Origin of the sequence: Sorangium sp. So ce693 (assembly GCF_051521375.1) — a bacterium.
Classification (GTDB): domain Bacteria; phylum Myxococcota_A; class Polyangia; order Polyangiales; family Polyangiaceae; genus Sorangium; species Sorangium atrum.
On record NZ_CP150347.1, the window covers coordinates 2,331,680 to 2,347,825 of the forward strand.

The following is a 16,146-nucleotide window of genomic DNA, read 5'->3' on the forward strand; positions in this document are numbered from 1 at the left end:
TCGGCGCGGCCCCTTTCAGCGGCTGCGGTCGTAGGACACCTAGCGCAAGCACGCGCTCGGGTGAGAGGGCTCCACGCTCGTAGACGCCGCGGCCGCCCTGCCTGCTCGGGCGCCATGTGCGCCACCGCGCAGACGACGGGCGCCGCGCCAAGCTCGCACGAGGTCAAGATCCAGAGCTCGACCTGGTGGACCTCGACGCCGGCGACGACCCCGGGCACCGGCGTTCGTCTCGATCCGGCGGTGCTCCGCACCGGCTAGGTGGACATCGAAGGCCCCGAGCTCGCCGGCGTCGTCCTCCACGCCGGCGCTGCGGCCGAGCTGCTTCAGGAGGAGGCCGCGCGTGCGGGACAGGCCGCAAGCACGTCAGCTCCAGCACGCATCGGCCCGGCGGATAACGCGCAGCCAGTCCGCCGCGTTCCTAGCCGCTGCCACACGCGCCGTGGGCGCAGCAGTGGCCAGGCTCGATACCGAGAGGTGGTGCCTTAAGGCGCCCGCGAGCGCGTTGGACGCAGCTGCGAGCCAATAGGCGTCCCGCAACGGCCGGGTCAGCACGGGAGCGAAGCCGCGCGCCGAGAGGTATCCAGCGAGCAACGTGTCGTGGCGACGCTTCGCCTCCGGCTCCCAGTAACCAAGGACCTGGAGCCAGGAGCTCACGTCTTCGAGCGGCGAGCCGATCCGCGCGCGCGCCCAATCGAGCAGCACCGGCTCTGCCACGCCGCCGCGCCTGCGGACCATGACGTTGCCCGGGTGCAAATCCCCGTGAATCAGGGTGCCGCGGAGCGGCTGGAACGCGAGAAGTTGGAGGCGCATCGCGGGCAGCGCCGCGACGACCCGCCGCAGCGCGGGCACCGTCCGGGTGAGCGAGGGGACCTCGGCGTGAGGCAGGCGCTCGGCCAGTGCCAGCGTACCCAGCGCCGTGGACACGCTCTCCGCCTCGTAGTCCCACGCCGGCAAGGAATCGTCCGGTGTCCTCTCTTCATGGAATTGCGCCAGCTGCTCAAGGACCCGAGCTGTGTGCGCGCTGTCGCTCCATGGCCAGTGGCGCACCGGCACGATCCGCTCGAAGCAGAGCAGCCAGCGCTGGCTCCCGAGCCGCTCGGCGCCGAGCAACTCTGGCGAGAAGCGCCGCGCGACGGACATCGAGAGCCGGCGGTAAACAGCCGCCTCGCGCGCCGTCACGCCATGTACGAACTTGGCCACGAACGTGACGCTGCGCGGCGTCACGCCGCCGCGCAGCCATGCAGTGACTAGCGCGACGGCAGCGCAGAGCCCGCCTTCGAGGGGACGTATTTCGACGTCCGAGTCGCTGAGCGCAGGGCCGTGCCGTGCGACGAGAAAAGCAGTCACCGCAGCGCGATCGACGGCGTCTAGCATCATTGATGACCTCTCCGACCCGACGATGCGCCACAGCCAGCTCACAATCCACACTGCTCCTCAAGTCGAGCCACCAAGCCGGAGAAGGCACGGGGGCCAGGTGGATCCAGGCGCCGGGCTCGGCGAGTCAGTTAGGGCTGGCTTCGGTAGCATGGATGCGTATTCTTCCGTGTGGGTGCCGCGGCAGCAGGACGCTGCGGCAGGTCTTCTAGGGATGGTCGGGCCGCCTTCCCCCTACGCGTGACGTCGTTCACCGCTTGGGGGTCCGTTGAGTCCATCGCCTTCTCCGCTCGCTCCTGGAACCTGGGCCCCCGCGCGCCAGCTCGCCGAACGCGTCCTCGGCCCGCTCGAGCGCTTCATGCATGTCGAGGCGGCCAGCGGGATCGTCCTGCTGATCGCATCTGTCGCCGCCCTCGTGTGGGCGAACTCGCCGTGGGGCCATGCCTACGAGCACCTCTGGCACGTCCCGATCACGCTCGGCGCCGGCTCGCTGGTGTTCACGCAGCCCGTCCACTTCTGGGTCAACGAGGGGCTGATGACGATCTTCTTTTTCGTCGTCGGTCTGGAGATCCGGCGAGAGATCCATGCGGGGGAGCTCTCGGATCTCAAGCGCGCAACGCTGCCCGTCGCGGCGGCGCTGGGCGGCATGATCGCGCCCGCGCTTCTGTATCTATCGCTCAATCCACAGCCTGTCTTGCGGGATGGCTGGGGCGTCCCGATGGCGACCGACATCGCGTTCGCGGTGGGCGTGCTGGCCCTGCTGGGCAAGCGCGTGCCCCCTGCCTTGCGCGTGCTCCTGCTCGCGCTCGCGATCATCGACGACATCGGCGCGATCATCGTCATCGCGGTGTTCTACTCGTCCGGCGTCGCGTGGAGCGGGCTGCTCATCGCCGGCGGCGGGGCGCTGGCCGTGCTGGTGTTTCAGCGCTTCGGCATCCGCTCTCCCGCGGCCTACGTGCTGCCCGGCGCCGTTCTCTGGTGGGGCATGCTCCGCGCCGGCGTCCACCCGACGATCGCCGGTGTCGCCGTCGGGCTGCTTACGCCGGTGCGCTCCTGGTTCGGCAGCCACGGGTTCCTCACGGAAGCCCGCGGCGCGGTGGCCCATGTCGACGCGCTCGCCCAGCGCGAGGACCACAGAGCCGACGAGTTGCTGGGACCCCTGCAGCGGATCAAGCAAGCCCAGCGCGAGGCACTGCCGCCTGTGGTCCGGCTCCAAGCGGCGCTCCATCCCTGGGTCGCCTATGGCATCATGCCGCTGTTCGCCTTCGCCAACGCCGGCGTCCGCATCGACGGCTCCTCGCTCGCGCACGAGGCCTCGTGGTCCATCCTGCTCGGGGTTACGGTCGGGCTGGTCGTCGGCAAGCTGCTCGGCGTCTTCCTCGCGAGCTTCGCGATGGTCCGGCTCGGCGTCTGCGCTCTGCCGCGCGGCGTCGGCTGGCCCGGTGTCGCGGTCGTAGGATGCGTCGCGGGCATCGGCTTCACGATGGCGATCTTCATCGCGGGCCTCGCGTTCGGCGACGCCGCGATGCTCGCCGCGGCCAAGTTTGGTGTCCTGCTCGCCTCGGCCGTGGCGGCCGTGGTGGGCCTCCTCGTCGGCAGGCTCGTGCTGTCGGGGGCCCCGGCGCCCGGCGCGGCGCTGACGCTGGAAGAGGCCGAGACGTCGACGGAGCAGTAGCCGCGACTGGGTTCGCTCGCGGCTGATCTCAGCGAGCGCCTTCACGCAGCGCTCAGCTCAGCGCGGCCGCTGCGTGGTGCAGCAGATCCTCAAACCGGAAATGGAGAAACAATGAACCATGCGATCGAGGTGTATGCGCTCAGCAAGAGCTTCGGGGAGGTCACCGCCGTCGACGGCGTGAGCTTCACGGTCGCGGTCGGCGAGATCTTCGGCTTCATGGGGCATAACGGCGCCGGCAAGACCACGACGTTGCGCATGCTCCTCGGCCTGACCCGGCCGACCGCAGGCTCCGCGCGCGTGCTTGGGCGCGACGTCGTTCACGAGACGCTCGAGGTCCGACGGCACGCCGGTTACCTGCCCGCGTCGTACACGCTGCCCCCCGACATGACTGCGCGCGGCTTTCTCCACTACATTGCCGCGATGTTCGCGCTGCCCCGCGGCGTCGCGGCCGCGCGCGCCGACGCCCTCCTGCGCCAGTTCGGGCTCGAGCACGAGGCCGACCGCCCTCTGCGCGGCTTCTCCACCGGCATGGCCCAGAAGGTCGGCATCGCCCAGGCGCTGATTAATGAGCCCGCGGTGCTCCTGCTCGACGAGCCGACCTCGGGCCTCGATCCCCTCGGCCGCCACGAGCTCCTCGAGACGCTCCGCGCACTCGCGCGCGAGCGCGGCGTCACCATCGTGTTCTCGTCGCACATTCTGTCCGACGTCGAGGCCCTCTGCGAGCGGGTCGCGGTGATACACCGCTCGCGCCTCGTCGCCTGCGACAAGATCGAGCGCCTCAAGGAGGCGCTCGGCGCGCGCACCATGGACGATCTCTACCTCGCACTCGTGCGCCGAGAGGCCGCGTGATCCGCCTCCTCTGGCTCGACTACCTCACGACGCTCCGCGAGCGGAAGACCTGGCTGTGTGTCGCGATGCTCGCCTACGCCCTGATCGCGATCCCCGTCGTGCTCGCGCGGCCGCCCGAACACGTGCGCGCCGCGATCGCCACCTGGTTCGGCGACGCCGCGCCGTTCCAGCTCTTCATGTACGTGTGGATCGACCTGACGATGAACAAGGTGATCGCGTTCCTTCCCGTGGTGCTTGCCAGCGGCGTCGTGCTCCGCGAGCGCGACACCGGCGTGCTGCCGCTCCTCGCCAGCAAGCCGCTCTCGATCCCTCGTTACTTCGTGCTCCGCGCGCTGAGCGCCTGCGCGGTGATGGTGACCCTGCACGTCGCGACCCAGCTCGCCGGCGCCGTCTACTTCACGGCGCGCATCCCCGGCTTCCGCCCCGGCCCCTTCCTCGGCGCGATGTCGCTCCACGCCTTCGCGGCGCTCTTCGCGACCGCGCTCTGCGCCGCGATCGCCGCGTGGGTGAGGCACCGCGGCGCCTCGGCGCTGATCGGGTTCGCCACGCTCGGGGGCCTCGTGGGCCTCTCGCTCATCGGCTTCTATCAGCCCGCCTGGCGAGGCCTCACCCTCGCGAACCCGATCACCCTCGGCGCGCTCGGCCTCGGGAGCCTCGACGACCTCGGCCCCGCCGTGCTCGGCCCCCCGATGCTCGCGCTCACCGCGCTCACCGCCCTCACCATCGCGGTGGGCGCCGCGGGCGTCCGGAGGATGGAAGCATGACCTCGACGACCGCCCCCGCCGCGGGCTCGCTCCGCGGCTACTTCGCGCTCGAAGCGCGCCACGCCCCGCACCGCACCGCGCTCGTCGCGGCGATCGCCGGCGTGCTCGTGGTGCTCGGCAGCCACGCGCTGCTCGTCCGCGTGCCGGCGCAGGTCATCCGCTTCCTCGAGCAGGCCTTCCACATCGAGGGGATGGCCGCCGTGCTCCTCATCAACGATCTCCTCGCCACCTATTTCGTCGCGTACTTCGTCGCCCTGGCGGGCCTCGTCGACACGACCGTCACGGCGCGAGAGGAGCATCGACTTGAGCTGCTGCTCGTCAAGCCGATCCGCGCCCGCGTTCTCCTCGCCGCGCGTACAGCGCCCTCGCTGCTCGCCGGGGCCGGGGCGGGCGTGGTGGTCGCGGTCGGCACCGCGCTCGCCGTCGCGCCGTACATCGAGGCGAGCGACATGATCAGCGTGACGGGCGCGCTCGGCGGCGGCCTCTTCCTCGTCGCGCTCGCCATCGCGCTGCTCTCGGCGCTCCTGCCGCTCTTCGTGCGGATGCGAGACGGCTTCCACGCGCTCCTGGTCGCGTCGGGCGCGTGGATCGCGCTGCTGATGCCCACGGCAGCGCTCATTTACCGGCCTGACGCGTTCGAGGCGCGCGAGGGGCTCAGGGACGCGATCGTGCTCGCGTCGCTGCTCTGGAACGACGCCATCTCGGCATGGCTCGGCCCGGCCGCGCTGATGATCGCGATACCGGTTGCTGTGATCGCCATCGTCGCCGCGGGCGTGCTCCTCGAGCGCACCGACATGCTCTGATCCCGAGTAGCTCGCCGCTGGCTCTGCCGCGGCGTGGCCCACGCATGGCGATACGCCGCGGGGAGCAGGGGTGCGCTTCCGCCGCGTTCGCGCTGTAGCTCGCGCGTCTCTGCTTCCCGCCTGCTCCTTCCCGCCCTCCTCTGGCTGACATCGATGCCAACGCGATCCCGAGCTCGTCCATGTCCACCTCGACGCTGACCGTGCCAAGCTCGTCCTTACCTAGAGCAACAGCGCTCTGTTTACTGAGCGCGCAATGCCTTGATGGCCTTCTGTAGCCGGAACCGTCCCCACTCGGCCTCAAGCGGGTCTGCCATGTGCAGCCTCGTGGCCGGATCGGTGATGACGAGCTCGGGCGAGCTCTCTCCACGCAACCAGTGAAACAACGCGCAGGCTCTCGGCGGCGGCGCGGCGTCGAGCTCCAGGAGGATGGAGGTGATGGCGCTCCTGGGCGATCTGCATCGCCTGCGCGAGGTGATCGGCGTAGTCGCGGCTCGGCAACTCGACGACGCCGAGAGACCCGCCGGCCGGGGCAACAGCGGCGACGCCCTCGAGCAGTGGCGAGGGCTGCGGGACCATCCGGGCTGCGGTGCCTGCGGAGCCCCATCGGGCCATCCGTAGCCGGTCTCGTGGCTCCCCGCCAATGCCGCCGCGATGCGTGGCGCTCGCGGGCGGCGCAGACGCGCGAGCAACGTCGTGCGGCTCCAGGCGCGTGAGCGCTAGCACGTCGTCATCGTTGACCGTGCAGGCCATCGCCAGGCGCCGCGCTCGCGGGTAGCGCGGCCGCGCGAGCGACGTCGCATGGTGCCACGCGCGTGGGCGTCACGGCGCGCGGTCACCGCTGCCTGCGCGCGGCGCCGCGCTGGGGTGGGCTTGCAGCCGACACGCGCAGCCCGGGGCGCGTGGCCGCTCGCCCGCACCCGCGGCGGCGCGGCCAGGCAGCTGGCGCCAGCACGTCGACACGCGCTGGCGCCGCACGGGTAGCTGCTCGCTGGCGCACGCTCGGGACGGTACGACCCCTGGCCAGTGTAGTGTGCTCGCCTAGATTCCGTTTGACGCCGATCCTCTGATCAGAAGAATGCCCCGCGTCGGCACGTTGCTCACGAGTTGCGGAAGACGGGAAGGGGACGATGGGCACAAGAAGGCGGCGGATCCCATGGGCGATCCTGATCATCCCGCTGCTCGTCGTCGTACCGACGCAAGGAGACGCCTCCGAGCTGAGCGCTGGTGTGAGTCTCGGGTGGCTCCAGGCCGGTACCGTTCCGCGCCTCGCGGTGGGGCCGCACGCGGGCATATCTTGGCCCATCCAGCGAGACATCCTGTTCACGGTGCACGACCTGTGCACGATCCTGCCCCCGATCCAGGAGGACGGGCTCGGGATCTACAACCAGACCTCGGTCGACATCGGGTACGCGTGGAAGGACGGCAACGTCAGCGCGGGGCCGTCTGTCGCGTTCTACCTCATGCCGGCGTGCGGCGTCACCTCGTGCGGCCGCGTCGGTGGCTTGGCCGTGGGCGGCCACGCGCAGACCAACGCGTACGTCGCCGGACCGCTGGGGGTGTCGGTGAGCGTCAACGTGGATTGGGTCGGTCGGGGCAGCCTGGTGCTCCCGGGCTATGTGTCCGTCGTCGTCGTTGCTGGTCCTGTGCTTCGATGGAGTGAGAAATGAACGTGAGAAAAGTTCTATTATTGATCTTGGTCATCGCGGTTTGGGCGCTGGCGGCGTGCAACATGACGTTCGGCGACTGCTATCCTGTGGGGGAAAGAACTTCGGGTGCAGGTGCCGGTCCGGGCTCCGAGCCACGCCCCGTCTTCACCTCCTCCGCATCCGGTGACTTCGGGGCCGACCCCCAAGGCGGCGGCGAGCGCAAGATCGCGTGCAACGAGTGGGAGCTTGAAGACAAAGAGGAGAGACCGAGCGACAGCTCGGAGACCCCAACGACATACCGCCCGGAGAGCCCGCCAGACGCGTGCCCCGGAGCCGGCGATGTAGCGGGGGCCGGAGCGACCTTCTTGAGCTGTAGCGGTGCATGCAGCTCGAAGTGTCCGAAGCCTGGAATGGCCCACTTTGTCTGGGTAGATTTCGATTCGTCGCTCTTTACGTTTGTTACCACTGTCAAGGATGACGGCCGGGGGGATGCGGGCGGGTACCAAGAGGCCAAGACAAACCTGAATTTCAAGCAGGTAAGTTCAGCCGGCACCAGGGAGTGGTCCTGCGCTGTCACCATCAAAATGCCGATCCGGACTGAGAAGATGGGGCTAATCGATCCGCTGCGCGCAGCCGAGCTCAGCGAAGAGATTACAGAGGAGGTCGCAAGCGTCATGGACCCCAAGCTGCCGCCGGGGATCTTTTGCAAACAGTTTGCCGGCGCGGCGGACGCTGCGTTCAAGTTCAAGTATATGGGGCTCGGCGCCTCGGTGACGAGCCCATGAAGACAACTCGCTCCGAGCTGCTCGACATCATCTACCGATTCTACCCGCGGGGTGTGCAACAAATCATGCGCATCTATGTGCCTCCGGGCGAGCCCGTCTACGAGGACACGGAGGAGCACGGCCGCCTGGTGGAAGCCGCAAACCGCGGGCGAGCGGCGTACCCGACGTGGGAAGCGATGATCCACCGTATGTACGAACGATACGGCCTTCACAACGAGTCGCTCAACCTGTTTGCGGGGGGGATCGACCCGGCATACTCGGCCCGCATCTGGCTCACTGAAAAAACGGCGCTCAGCTTCCACGTGTCCTTGCTCGGCCCATACTACGGGATCCACCTCCCCGGCATCCCCGAGGAGGAGCCGGTGGCGCGCGAGGTCGCCCGGGAGATCGAGGCCACGTACCCCGGTTACCAGCCGATCCCGCCGGAGATCGGGAACGAGCTGGTGCCAGATGTCGACATGTATTGGTCGTTGATGGGCAAGGCGACGATCTACGTGTGCCTCTTCTCAGGTGTCTGGACTTCGGTAGATCCGTAGCCATTCCGTGGCGTCCGCCGTCCCATGGCCGGATTCGGCGCCACGGTTTGCGGAGCGCCCGCGGGCGTCGAGCTCGACGCCCGCGGGCGCGCGATGAAGCCGGCGTCGCCCATGGCGCCGGAGTAGATAGCGGGGCCGCGGCGTCAAGGAATATCGCGGCGTGGTCCGCACCTTCCGGCGGACCGGCGGCGGTGGTTGATGAAAAGGACGGGTGCCTGATGAAAAGAGCGTGTTCTCCCGGGTGCGGCGCGGTGGCTGTCTACTTCAGCTCGGAGCCCCGGGATTGGGTGTGGGTCGCCGTGGCCCTGCTCGTGCTCGTCGGCATGGGCGCGGCGCTCGTCCTCGGCTTCACGCGCCGTCGCTGAAGCGGTAGGCCGCCCGCACCCCGGAGGGGGCCCGCTCCCTTGTCCTTCCGGTCGGCAGTGGCCGTCGCCGCAATCGGCTGGAGCGCGGCGATGGTTCCCGCGATCACGCCATGGCGGATCGCCCGAGGCGTATGCGCTTCACACCGTTTGCAGGGGTCGCCTGAAGTGTCGTGATCCTATTCAGGGAAACGCAGCGTCTCGACCCGGGTGCCGTCCTCCCCTCGGATCTCTTCGCCGGACCAATCCCAGCTCACGCCGCCCTTGCCCGGCGGTCCCAGCTCGTACGTGACTCGCTCGAGCGTGAGCTGGTCCTCGTCGAGGGTTGCGATGCCGATCGAGTCGCCGCCGCGCCCGGGTCCGCCGTAGCCGCCGTCGCCTCCTCGGCCTCCGTCGCCGCCGCCACACGACCACGTGCCGTCCCCCACGGCCCCGCCTGGCATGCCCCAGCCGCCATCGCCGCCTCGCTCCGGCGCCCCGCCGTCCCCACCCGACCCGGCGAGGCGCGTCGCGAGCAGGCTGTCGCGCACCGTCAGCTTGGCGTGAAGCACGGCGATTCCGATGCTGGGCTGGCCGTTCCCGCCCCCTCGGCCGCCTCGGCCACCGCAGCCCCCCGCGCCGCCCGAGCCGCCGCCGGCGCCTCCCTTGGAGGCCACGCCGCACACGGCGAGCCCGCCACGACGCCCGCCTCCTCCGCCGCCGCCTTGGCCCGGCATGCCGCGGATGCCATCGGCTGCCCTGTCGCCCTCCCATCCGGTCTCGGTGAGCCGCCCGATGCCCTCGCCAGATGCGCCGATCGCACCCCACTTGCCGTTTTTCCCGTTGAAGCCGCTGTAGCAGCCAACGTCTTCGCGGTTGCCAAGTCCTCCTTGCCCTTCGTGGCCGGGGTCCGGCGCGGGTACGGGCTCGCCGGCCTCCCCATCTCCGGCGCCGTCGGCACGCCCGTCGCCTCCCTTGCCACCGGCGCTCGGGATCCCGCCTTCGCACGGGTTCACCACCGCGGGCCCGCCGGCGACGGTGGCTGCCGAGCACGCATCCCCGCCGTACTTGCCGTGCGCCCCGTCGGGTGCGCCGCCCGGCCCGGGCCACTCCTCGCCATGGCCGCCCCCGTTTCCGGGGGATGCGGTGATCTCGCTCCGGGTGAGCTCCACCGCGGTACCCGACCGAACGAGCATCCCGATATAGGTTTCGCCCAGGATGGTCACGTGGTCGATCGTCGAGACTCCATCCGCCGCCCCGGTGTCGCCGGCGCCCGCCGGCTCGACGGTCAGAGCAATGGCGAATGGTCTCTCACGGACGGTGACGCCGGTTGTAACACCCTCTTTGAAGCGTTCGAATGTTTGGCAATCAACGCCCCCGTAGAGGTCCACGCCGGAGGGTAGGATGAGGGACTCTTCGAAGACGTCGTTGCACGCGAACACCCTTCCTCGACCGATGCGCGCCAGGGCAATCGCGCGATGGAGAGAGCGGACCGGCTTGTTCTTCGTGCCTGGATTCGCATCGTCGCCGCCAAAGAAGGGTCCGGCGACGAACACGCCACAGCCGTCGGCCAGCCGATCGGCGGCAAGGTGCTCGACGCAGACGGCTTCCGGCGGTGGTTCGTCTTGGCACGACGAGGTGAGCGCGCACGGCGGACCACCGGCATCGACGGGGCCTGGCGCGCTCTCGCAGCCAACCGCGGCGAGAGAAAGAGCCAGGAGCGGGACAATCGTGCGTTTTGACGTCATCGGCATTCCTCGACGGCTGCGCCGCGATGAGCGACTCAACGGGGCGGCTCGTTTGCCGCACCGAAAGGATAGAGTGGACCCCATGGGCCGCGCGCCCCTCGGCCCACCTCGTCGTCTAAGGCGGCGTTTCCTGCATAGCCGCCATCTCCTGCGTGCCCAACGTCGATGATCGTGCCGGGCAGGATGGCCAGATGGGGGACCACGTACGCGATGCCGATCGCAGCGCCGCCGAGCCCACCGCCGGCATCACCGCCGTGGCCACCGTCGCCTCCACGGCCGCCGCTACACGCGGGCCACATATCGGCACGGCCGACCCCACCCGGCCCACCCTGCCACCCAGCGCCGCCCAGTTGGCCCGTTCCGCCGACCCCGCCATCGCCGCCGTTGCCCGCGACGACCTTCGTGGCGTCGAGTTCCAGCTCCGAGTCCTCCAGTGCGACGATGGCGATGCTCGCGCCGCCATAGCCGCCGCCCCGGCCTCCCTCGCCCCCGCAACCCCCGCTCCCCCCCGAGCCACCGGCCGCACCGCTCTGGGGCCGGCCTGCAGGGCACGCAACCATTTCCCCGCGCGACTTGCTGCCGCCACCGCCGCCCCCCCCTTGGCCGGCGCCGCCCTTCTTTCCATCCTCACCCCGGACCCCGACCCATCCGTGGATGTCGAGGTAGCCTTCACCTTTCGCGCCGTCAGCGCGGCCACCGCTGGCACCGGGCGCGCCGTCTTCCCCCTTCGTGCACTGATCGCCGCCCGCGCCGAGCCCGGCAGCCCCGGAGCCTCGCGGATTTTCCGCGGGCTCCGGCTTTCCCGGTGCGCCATCGCCGCCGCCGTCAAGCCCGCCGTCGCCGCCATATCCGCCCGTCGACTCGATGCCGTCGTCGCAGGAGTTGACAACCGGCAGGGCGCCCACGGCGGCGTCCGCGGTACATGCGTCCGCGCCGTGGTTCCCCTGCTCGCCGTCCTTCGCGCGGATGCTGAGCGCGTCCTTGCCCGGCTCCCCATCCTTGCCGTCGCCCGCGATGACATCGCTCGACACCACCTTCGCCTTGGCGCCCTGGCTCAAGATCATCGCGATCGACGACTTTCCATCGCGCGCGGAGGCGTCGGCCGCCACGGCGCGCACGCCGAAGATCACGGACGTCGCGTCGTCCCCTGCGATGACCGCGTCGTTCCCCCCGAGGACCCGCAGCGGGATCCCCACCGGCGGAGCGATGATCGTCGGGTGATCCGGTCCGTCGAACGACCCCTCGTACGACCAGTCGCCGCCGTCGCACCGGCGTCCGCCCCAGAGGTCGACGCCTGAGGGCAGCTCGATCGTCTCCTCGAACTCCCCGCCGCACGCGTACACGCGCCGGGTCGGCTCCTCGTCGCGGCCTCGCCCGTGCGCGGCGAGCCCGATCGCGTGTTGCAGGGTCTTCACCGGCGCGTCCTTCGTTCCGGGGTGCCTGTCGTCGCCTGACGACGCGCTGACGAACACCCCGCATTCGTCCAGCGCCGGCGCGGTACCAGGCTCTCCTGCGCAGGGGTCGGGCGGAGGCTCCGGATCGGTGGCGCAGTCCAGCCCTTCCCAGCAAGCATCGGAATAACGGCACGCGGTCGACGCGCTCGCGCTCCACGCGCACAGCACCACGGCGAAAACAGAAGCTCGAGCGCTTCGGCCGCCCTGCGAACGCATCTCCACCGCCCCGCCTGACCTCACCACCGTCCCTCGAGCCTCACGCCGGTCTCACGCCCGGTCGCCACGGGCGAGATGTGGATCCGCTCCTGAGCCGGCGAGCGCCCCAGGAAGGAGAAGTCGGTGAAGAAGGACGCGGCCGTCGCTGCGCCGAGGACACCCCCCGTGATGAGCAGGGCCGTGCCCAAGCCGTCGGAGAGGTTGCGCTCGTCGAGGAGGCGGCGCAGGGCGCCGCACGAGGAGCGCTGGGACGCTTGCCAGCACATCGACGAGCTGGACGTCCGACCACGCGTGAGCCCGTCGCGTTGCTCGCTCGCGTCACCATCCAGCGTGCCGGCCCTGATCATCAGGACGGCGCCCGCCGACAGGGTGGCCGTCGTGGCGGTGATTCCCGCGATACGCAGCGTCCCCGGCCAGGAAGCCCACGGGCTGGGGGCCTGCGCCCGCACGACGGGCGAAGAGCTCCTGGTCTCCTGCGTTGCCTTCGGTGAACCCGGCGCGCCCTCCGGAGCTTGGCTCACCGCCATACGCGCCAGCGGCATTCTGACGTTGTACGCCGTTGCGGCCACAGCCCCGAACTCATGGAACCCATCCAGACGGCCCGGGGCGCTGGCCCGCACGATGCGCTGGCCGGGCTCCAAGAACAGCTTGTACGTCCGCGCGACCCGGCCTACCCACTTGCCGTCGACGAGCACCTCGGCATCCGGCGGATCGACCGAGAGCACGAGTGTCGCGACGTGCGATGTTGCCTCGCGCTCTCCTTTCTCGAATCGCAGCTGAAGCGCGAGCGGCAGCGCCGTGCGCTGCTCGAGGCTAAAGGCCAGGTGCTCGGCGGCATCGCGGTACTTGCGCAGCGCGAGCTCGCAGAGGCCAAGCTCGCCGGCGAGCTCCGCGCGCTCTCGCTCCGTGCTGGACGCCGGGTCTGCTGCCTCGAAGGCGGCCTTGTAGGAGGCGTATGCCTCGGTCCACTGCCCGGCGTTGCGCGCCCTGCGACCGCGGCGAACATGGTCCTTCACCGTTGCGCCGTCACGTGATCCTGACTCCGGATAGGCGTCCTCTGCGCTGGCCGAGGTCGCAGCGCCGGTTGCGGCGAGGATCGCAGAGAAGAGCAGAGCGCGTGCGGAACATCGCATGGTTGGACGGTACTCGCGCCAACCGCGCGGCGTCAACGGGAACGAATCGATGCAAAGTGACCCTGGCAGTGGCAAATTGCGTTCGGGTGCGGCAATGCGATCGCCTGTTCGCGGCAGCGTAGCGAAGACTCGAGCACCTGAACGCATGTATCAGTGCTACCTGGTGCTACCAAAGTGGCCGCTCCTTGCACTTTCCTGCACCGTTTCGAGCGGCGCAGGGATGCTACCTACCGTGGGCAAGCCAGCGACCCATCTCCTCAGCTTCAACCGCTTCCGGCGCCTGGCCAGGCTTCACGGCGTGCCGGCGCGCGACGCCGAGGACGTCGCGCAGAACGCGCTGCTGCGGGGATTGGAAGTGGCGAGGCGGGTCGAGCTGAGCGGCGATCCGGCGCGGTACTTCGTCACGATCGCCCTCAACGAGGCACGGAAGCACAGACGGAACGAGCGCCGCCGCGGAGAGGTGCTGACGTCGTTCGAGGAGCGCGATCCCCGAGACGAACGCCCCACGCCGGAGGAACTGCTGCGTTTGCGGCAGCAGGAAGAGCTGGCCCGGGACTTGCTCGACCGGGTCGGCCCCAAGGACCGGGATCTCTTGGTCAAGCACGAGCTGGAGGGGACACCGCTCTCCACGATCGCCGCCGAGCTGAACGTCCCGTTGGATACGGTGAGGGCGCAGCACCGCCGGGCTTGGGATCGACTCGTTGCGGCTTTCAAGCGGTGGACGGCCCGGCAACCCGCGCACGGTAGGGACGAGAGCGCCTGCGTCCCGCTCGTGCTCGGGCTGGACCGCCGTGCGTCGTGGACGGCCTGGCTGCGCCGGCTGGGCGTGAGGATCGTCGTGCAGGGTGCGTTCGTCGTGTTGACCGGCGCGCTCCTCTCGGCGGTGCCGCCGCTGCCCAGCGCGGAATCGTGGTTGCACCCGGCGGCATTCCGCGCACCGGGGCGCGCGCCCGCACCAGACGACGTCACGGCGCAAGGCTCACGTGACAGCGCGCATTCCGCTGCCGCGCCCGCCGCGCCCGAGAGCTCGTCGCCGGCGGCAACAGGCAGCGCGCGCGCTGAGGCTGTGGCGAGCAGCACGCCCGCGCCCGCTGTGACGACAGCACCTCGTATCTCGTCCCCGGGGAGCCCCGTGTGGCCAGCGGTCACCGCACGCGAAATGCGCCTGATCAGCCAGGCCCGAAGGGCCATTGAGGACAACGACGGAGAGGGCGATCACGAGGCGCGCCTGCTGCTCGAAGCCCATGCGCGGGAGTTTCCGCGCGGTCGGCTCGCATCGGAGCGCGAAGCGCTGTTCAGGCACATTCGCTGAATCGGCGGCCGTCGATCGACGGCGAGCTGACGGCGACGCTGATGGTGTCTTCAGACCAGACAGCACAGGGCCGAGATCTGTCTTGCGTAGGAATGCTTACATCCAGGAGGACAATTGCTATGGAGGACATGCTGGGTGCGATGTGGCTCGTCTCGCCGCTCGGGCTCGCGATGATCGCGTGCGTCGCGATCGGCTTCGCGGTCACCGCGCGCGAAGCGCTGGGACGGGAGCGGGGGCTTCGCGAGGCGCGCGAGCACGCGCACGAGGACGAGGAGGCCGCCCTGACCGATGCGAAGGAGCAGGTAGCGGGCGAGCGAGATCGATACCGGCGCCTTCTGGACTGTCACGTCGACGCGGCGCTCGCAGAGCTGACAGACGCCCGCGCGCGCCCCGTCCCCTGGCCAGGAAGGGTCCTCGAGTCGTTCAGCGCGACGATGCCTTCGTGGAGGAGAAAGCTGGCCGAGAGCACGGGGCTATCGCCGAGGGAGGTGGAGCGGTTGCTGAGGAGCGACCTCCCGATGACGCCCGGCCTTGCCCGGCAGCTGGAGGCCTTCACCGGCACGCCTGCTCGGTACTGGGAGCGCCTGTGGCAGCTGCACGACGACCACCGGACGGACGCAGAGGAGACCGTGATGATCCAGATCGGCGAGCCCGTCACCAAGCGCGAGAGCTCAGCGCGTCCCGCGTCGTCGCCGGCGCAGAGTTCGACACCGCCGACGCTACCTCCCCGCGCGCCCGACGTTCCTCCGCCTGTGGTGCCGTCTCCCGAGCTTGCGGCCAGGAGCCCGCGGGCGAAACTCCCGCCGCCTCCACAGCCGCGGCTTCGGTCGCCGCTCCCTGTCCGCGCCGCCACGGGGACTGAGCCCGCCCTGCGCGCTGCGACGCTGACGAGTTTCCCGGTACAGCGTGACGAAGGCGGGCCGGGTTGCCCAACAGCTGAGGATTGGGAGGACGTAGAGCGCTCTCCGCTGAACACGACACTTCCGGGAGTAGGGGGCCATGGGTGAATTGCGTAATATCATTGTACTTCGGGAAGCCAGCGAGAACGCTGTGCGGGGAGTGGGATTGCAATGAGTGTCAAGGGCCTGGTTGTCCACTTTCGGCGCGACTTGGATGACGATGAGGCGCAGCGAACGATCGACGCTCTGATGATGATCAAGGGCGTTGTCAAGGTGTCATCTGTCAAGGCCGGTTACGAAGACGAACTGAACCGGCAGCGGGTCAAGCGAGATTTGCTAAGCAAGATTGACGGGCTTCTGAGGGATGACGAGGCCACGATCTAGCTGCCGACGAACCCGCGTCATCGTGGCGTCGACGCAACCGGCCCACGGCGCCGCAATTGGATGCGCTCGAGGGCGAAGCTGGCGCACGGACGACGTCGTGCCGCTCCAGGCGTGCGCCGCTGAGCGCGCCGTCAAGAGCCGGCCGACGGCGCCGCGACGGGCCGCGCTCGAGGTCGCACCCGCGCGGCTCTCACCGGTGAGCGAAGCCAGCCGGATCTCAGGCGACC

Annotated in this window: 17 protein-coding genes; 13 read left to right on the forward strand and 4 right to left on the reverse strand. The window is 69.8% G+C overall.

Features of this window, described 5'->3' with window-relative positions:
* The first annotated feature begins 114 nt into the window (after window positions 1–114).
* Complete coding sequence (locus WMF14_RS08915) at window positions 115–258, forward strand: hypothetical protein (RefSeq protein WP_437800047.1); 144 nt, start codon at window positions 115–117, stop codon at window positions 256–258.
* Between the two features lie 105 nt (window positions 259–363).
* Here the strand turns inward: WMF14_RS08915 and WMF14_RS08920 are convergent, their stop codons facing one another.
* The gene (locus tag WMF14_RS08920) at window positions 364–1,377 is read right to left on the reverse strand and encodes a phosphotransferase family protein (RefSeq protein WP_437800049.1); all 1,014 of its coding nucleotides are present in this window, start codon (window positions 1,375–1,377) and stop codon (window positions 364–366) included.
* 265 nt (window positions 1,378–1,642) lie between these two features.
* On the opposite strand from WMF14_RS08920, the gene nhaA reads away from it, so the two are divergent.
* The 8 genes from nhaA to WMF14_RS08960 all read left to right on the forward strand — a co-directional run bounded on the left by nhaA (window position 1,643) and on the right by WMF14_RS08960 (window position 8,797).
* Complete coding sequence (gene nhaA / locus WMF14_RS08925; RefSeq protein WP_437800051.1) at window positions 1,643–3,049, forward strand: Na+/H+ antiporter NhaA; 1,407 nt, start codon at window positions 1,643–1,645, stop codon at window positions 3,047–3,049.
* 111 nt (window positions 3,050–3,160) lie between these two features.
* Window positions 3,161–3,898: an ABC transporter ATP-binding protein gene (locus WMF14_RS08930; protein WP_437800053.1), complete on the forward strand. Its 738-nt coding sequence runs from the start codon at window positions 3,161–3,163 to the stop codon at window positions 3,896–3,898.
* On the forward strand, window positions 3,895–4,662 hold the full coding sequence (locus WMF14_RS08935; protein ID WP_437800055.1) for a hypothetical protein: 768 nt from the start codon (window positions 3,895–3,897) through the stop codon (window positions 4,660–4,662). Before WMF14_RS08930 ends, WMF14_RS08935 begins: the two co-directional genes overlap by 4 nt.
* A complete protein-coding gene (locus tag WMF14_RS08940; RefSeq protein WP_437800057.1) occupies window positions 4,659–5,465 on the forward strand; it encodes a hypothetical protein in 807 nt (268 codons plus the stop codon). The genes WMF14_RS08935 and WMF14_RS08940 overlap by 4 nt, the downstream gene beginning before the upstream one ends.
* Before the next feature lie 1,127 nt (window positions 5,466–6,592).
* Window positions 6,593–7,132 carry a hypothetical protein gene (locus WMF14_RS08945; RefSeq protein ID WP_437800059.1) on the forward strand — a complete coding sequence of 180 codons (540 nt, stop codon included), beginning with the start codon at window positions 6,593–6,595 and terminating at the stop codon, window positions 7,130–7,132.
* Entirely contained in the window at window positions 7,129–7,896 is a 768-nt protein-coding gene (locus WMF14_RS08950) for a hypothetical protein (protein WP_437800061.1), read from the forward strand. The genes WMF14_RS08945 and WMF14_RS08950 overlap by 4 nt, the downstream gene beginning before the upstream one ends.
* Window positions 7,893–8,432 (forward strand): hypothetical protein, encoded by a 540-nt coding sequence (locus tag WMF14_RS08955; RefSeq protein ID WP_437800063.1) that lies wholly within the window; start codon window positions 7,893–7,895, stop codon window positions 8,430–8,432. Before WMF14_RS08950 ends, WMF14_RS08955 begins: the two co-directional genes overlap by 4 nt.
* 218 nt (window positions 8,433–8,650) lie before the next feature.
* Window positions 8,651–8,797, forward strand: a complete 147-nt coding sequence (locus WMF14_RS08960) for a hypothetical protein (RefSeq protein WP_437800064.1) — start codon at window positions 8,651–8,653, stop codon at window positions 8,795–8,797.
* A gap of 176 nt (window positions 8,798–8,973) precedes the next feature.
* On the opposite strand, the gene WMF14_RS08965 is transcribed toward WMF14_RS08960, so the two are convergent.
* Complete coding sequence (locus tag WMF14_RS08965; protein ID WP_437800066.1) at window positions 8,974–10,215, reverse strand: hypothetical protein; 1,242 nt, start codon at window positions 10,213–10,215, stop codon at window positions 8,974–8,976.
* A gap of 36 nt (window positions 10,216–10,251) precedes the next feature.
* On the opposite strand from WMF14_RS08965, the gene WMF14_RS08970 reads away from it, so the two are divergent.
* A complete protein-coding gene (locus WMF14_RS08970; RefSeq protein ID WP_437800068.1) occupies window positions 10,252–10,515 on the forward strand; it encodes a hypothetical protein in 264 nt (87 codons plus the stop codon).
* A 41-nt stretch (window positions 10,516–10,556) separates the two neighbouring features.
* Here WMF14_RS08970 and WMF14_RS08975 read toward each other — a convergent pair whose 3' ends face one another.
* Both WMF14_RS08975 and WMF14_RS08980 read right to left on the reverse strand, forming a co-directional pair.
* The gene (locus WMF14_RS08975) at window positions 10,557–12,191 is read right to left on the reverse strand and encodes a hypothetical protein (protein WP_437804167.1); all 1,635 of its coding nucleotides are present in this window, start codon (window positions 12,189–12,191) and stop codon (window positions 10,557–10,559) included.
* Window positions 12,192–12,211: 20 nt separating this feature from the next.
* Window positions 12,212–13,207: a hypothetical protein gene (locus tag WMF14_RS08980; RefSeq protein WP_437800070.1), complete on the reverse strand. Its 996-nt coding sequence runs from the start codon at window positions 13,205–13,207 to the stop codon at window positions 12,212–12,214.
* A gap of 349 nt (window positions 13,208–13,556) precedes the next feature.
* On the opposite strand from WMF14_RS08980, the gene WMF14_RS08985 reads away from it, so the two are divergent.
* From WMF14_RS08985 to WMF14_RS08995, 3 genes are all read left to right on the forward strand, one after another.
* Window positions 13,557–14,636, forward strand: a complete 1,080-nt coding sequence (locus WMF14_RS08985; RefSeq protein ID WP_437800072.1) for an RNA polymerase sigma factor — start codon at window positions 13,557–13,559, stop codon at window positions 14,634–14,636.
* 119 nt (window positions 14,637–14,755) lie between these two features.
* Complete coding sequence (locus WMF14_RS08990; RefSeq protein WP_437800073.1) at window positions 14,756–15,643, forward strand: helix-turn-helix transcriptional regulator; 888 nt, start codon at window positions 14,756–14,758, stop codon at window positions 15,641–15,643.
* Window positions 15,644–15,706: 63 nt separating this feature from the next.
* Window positions 15,707–15,919, forward strand: a complete 213-nt coding sequence (locus tag WMF14_RS08995; protein WP_437323573.1) for a hypothetical protein — start codon at window positions 15,707–15,709, stop codon at window positions 15,917–15,919.
* Window positions 15,920–16,146 lie beyond the last annotated feature (227 nt).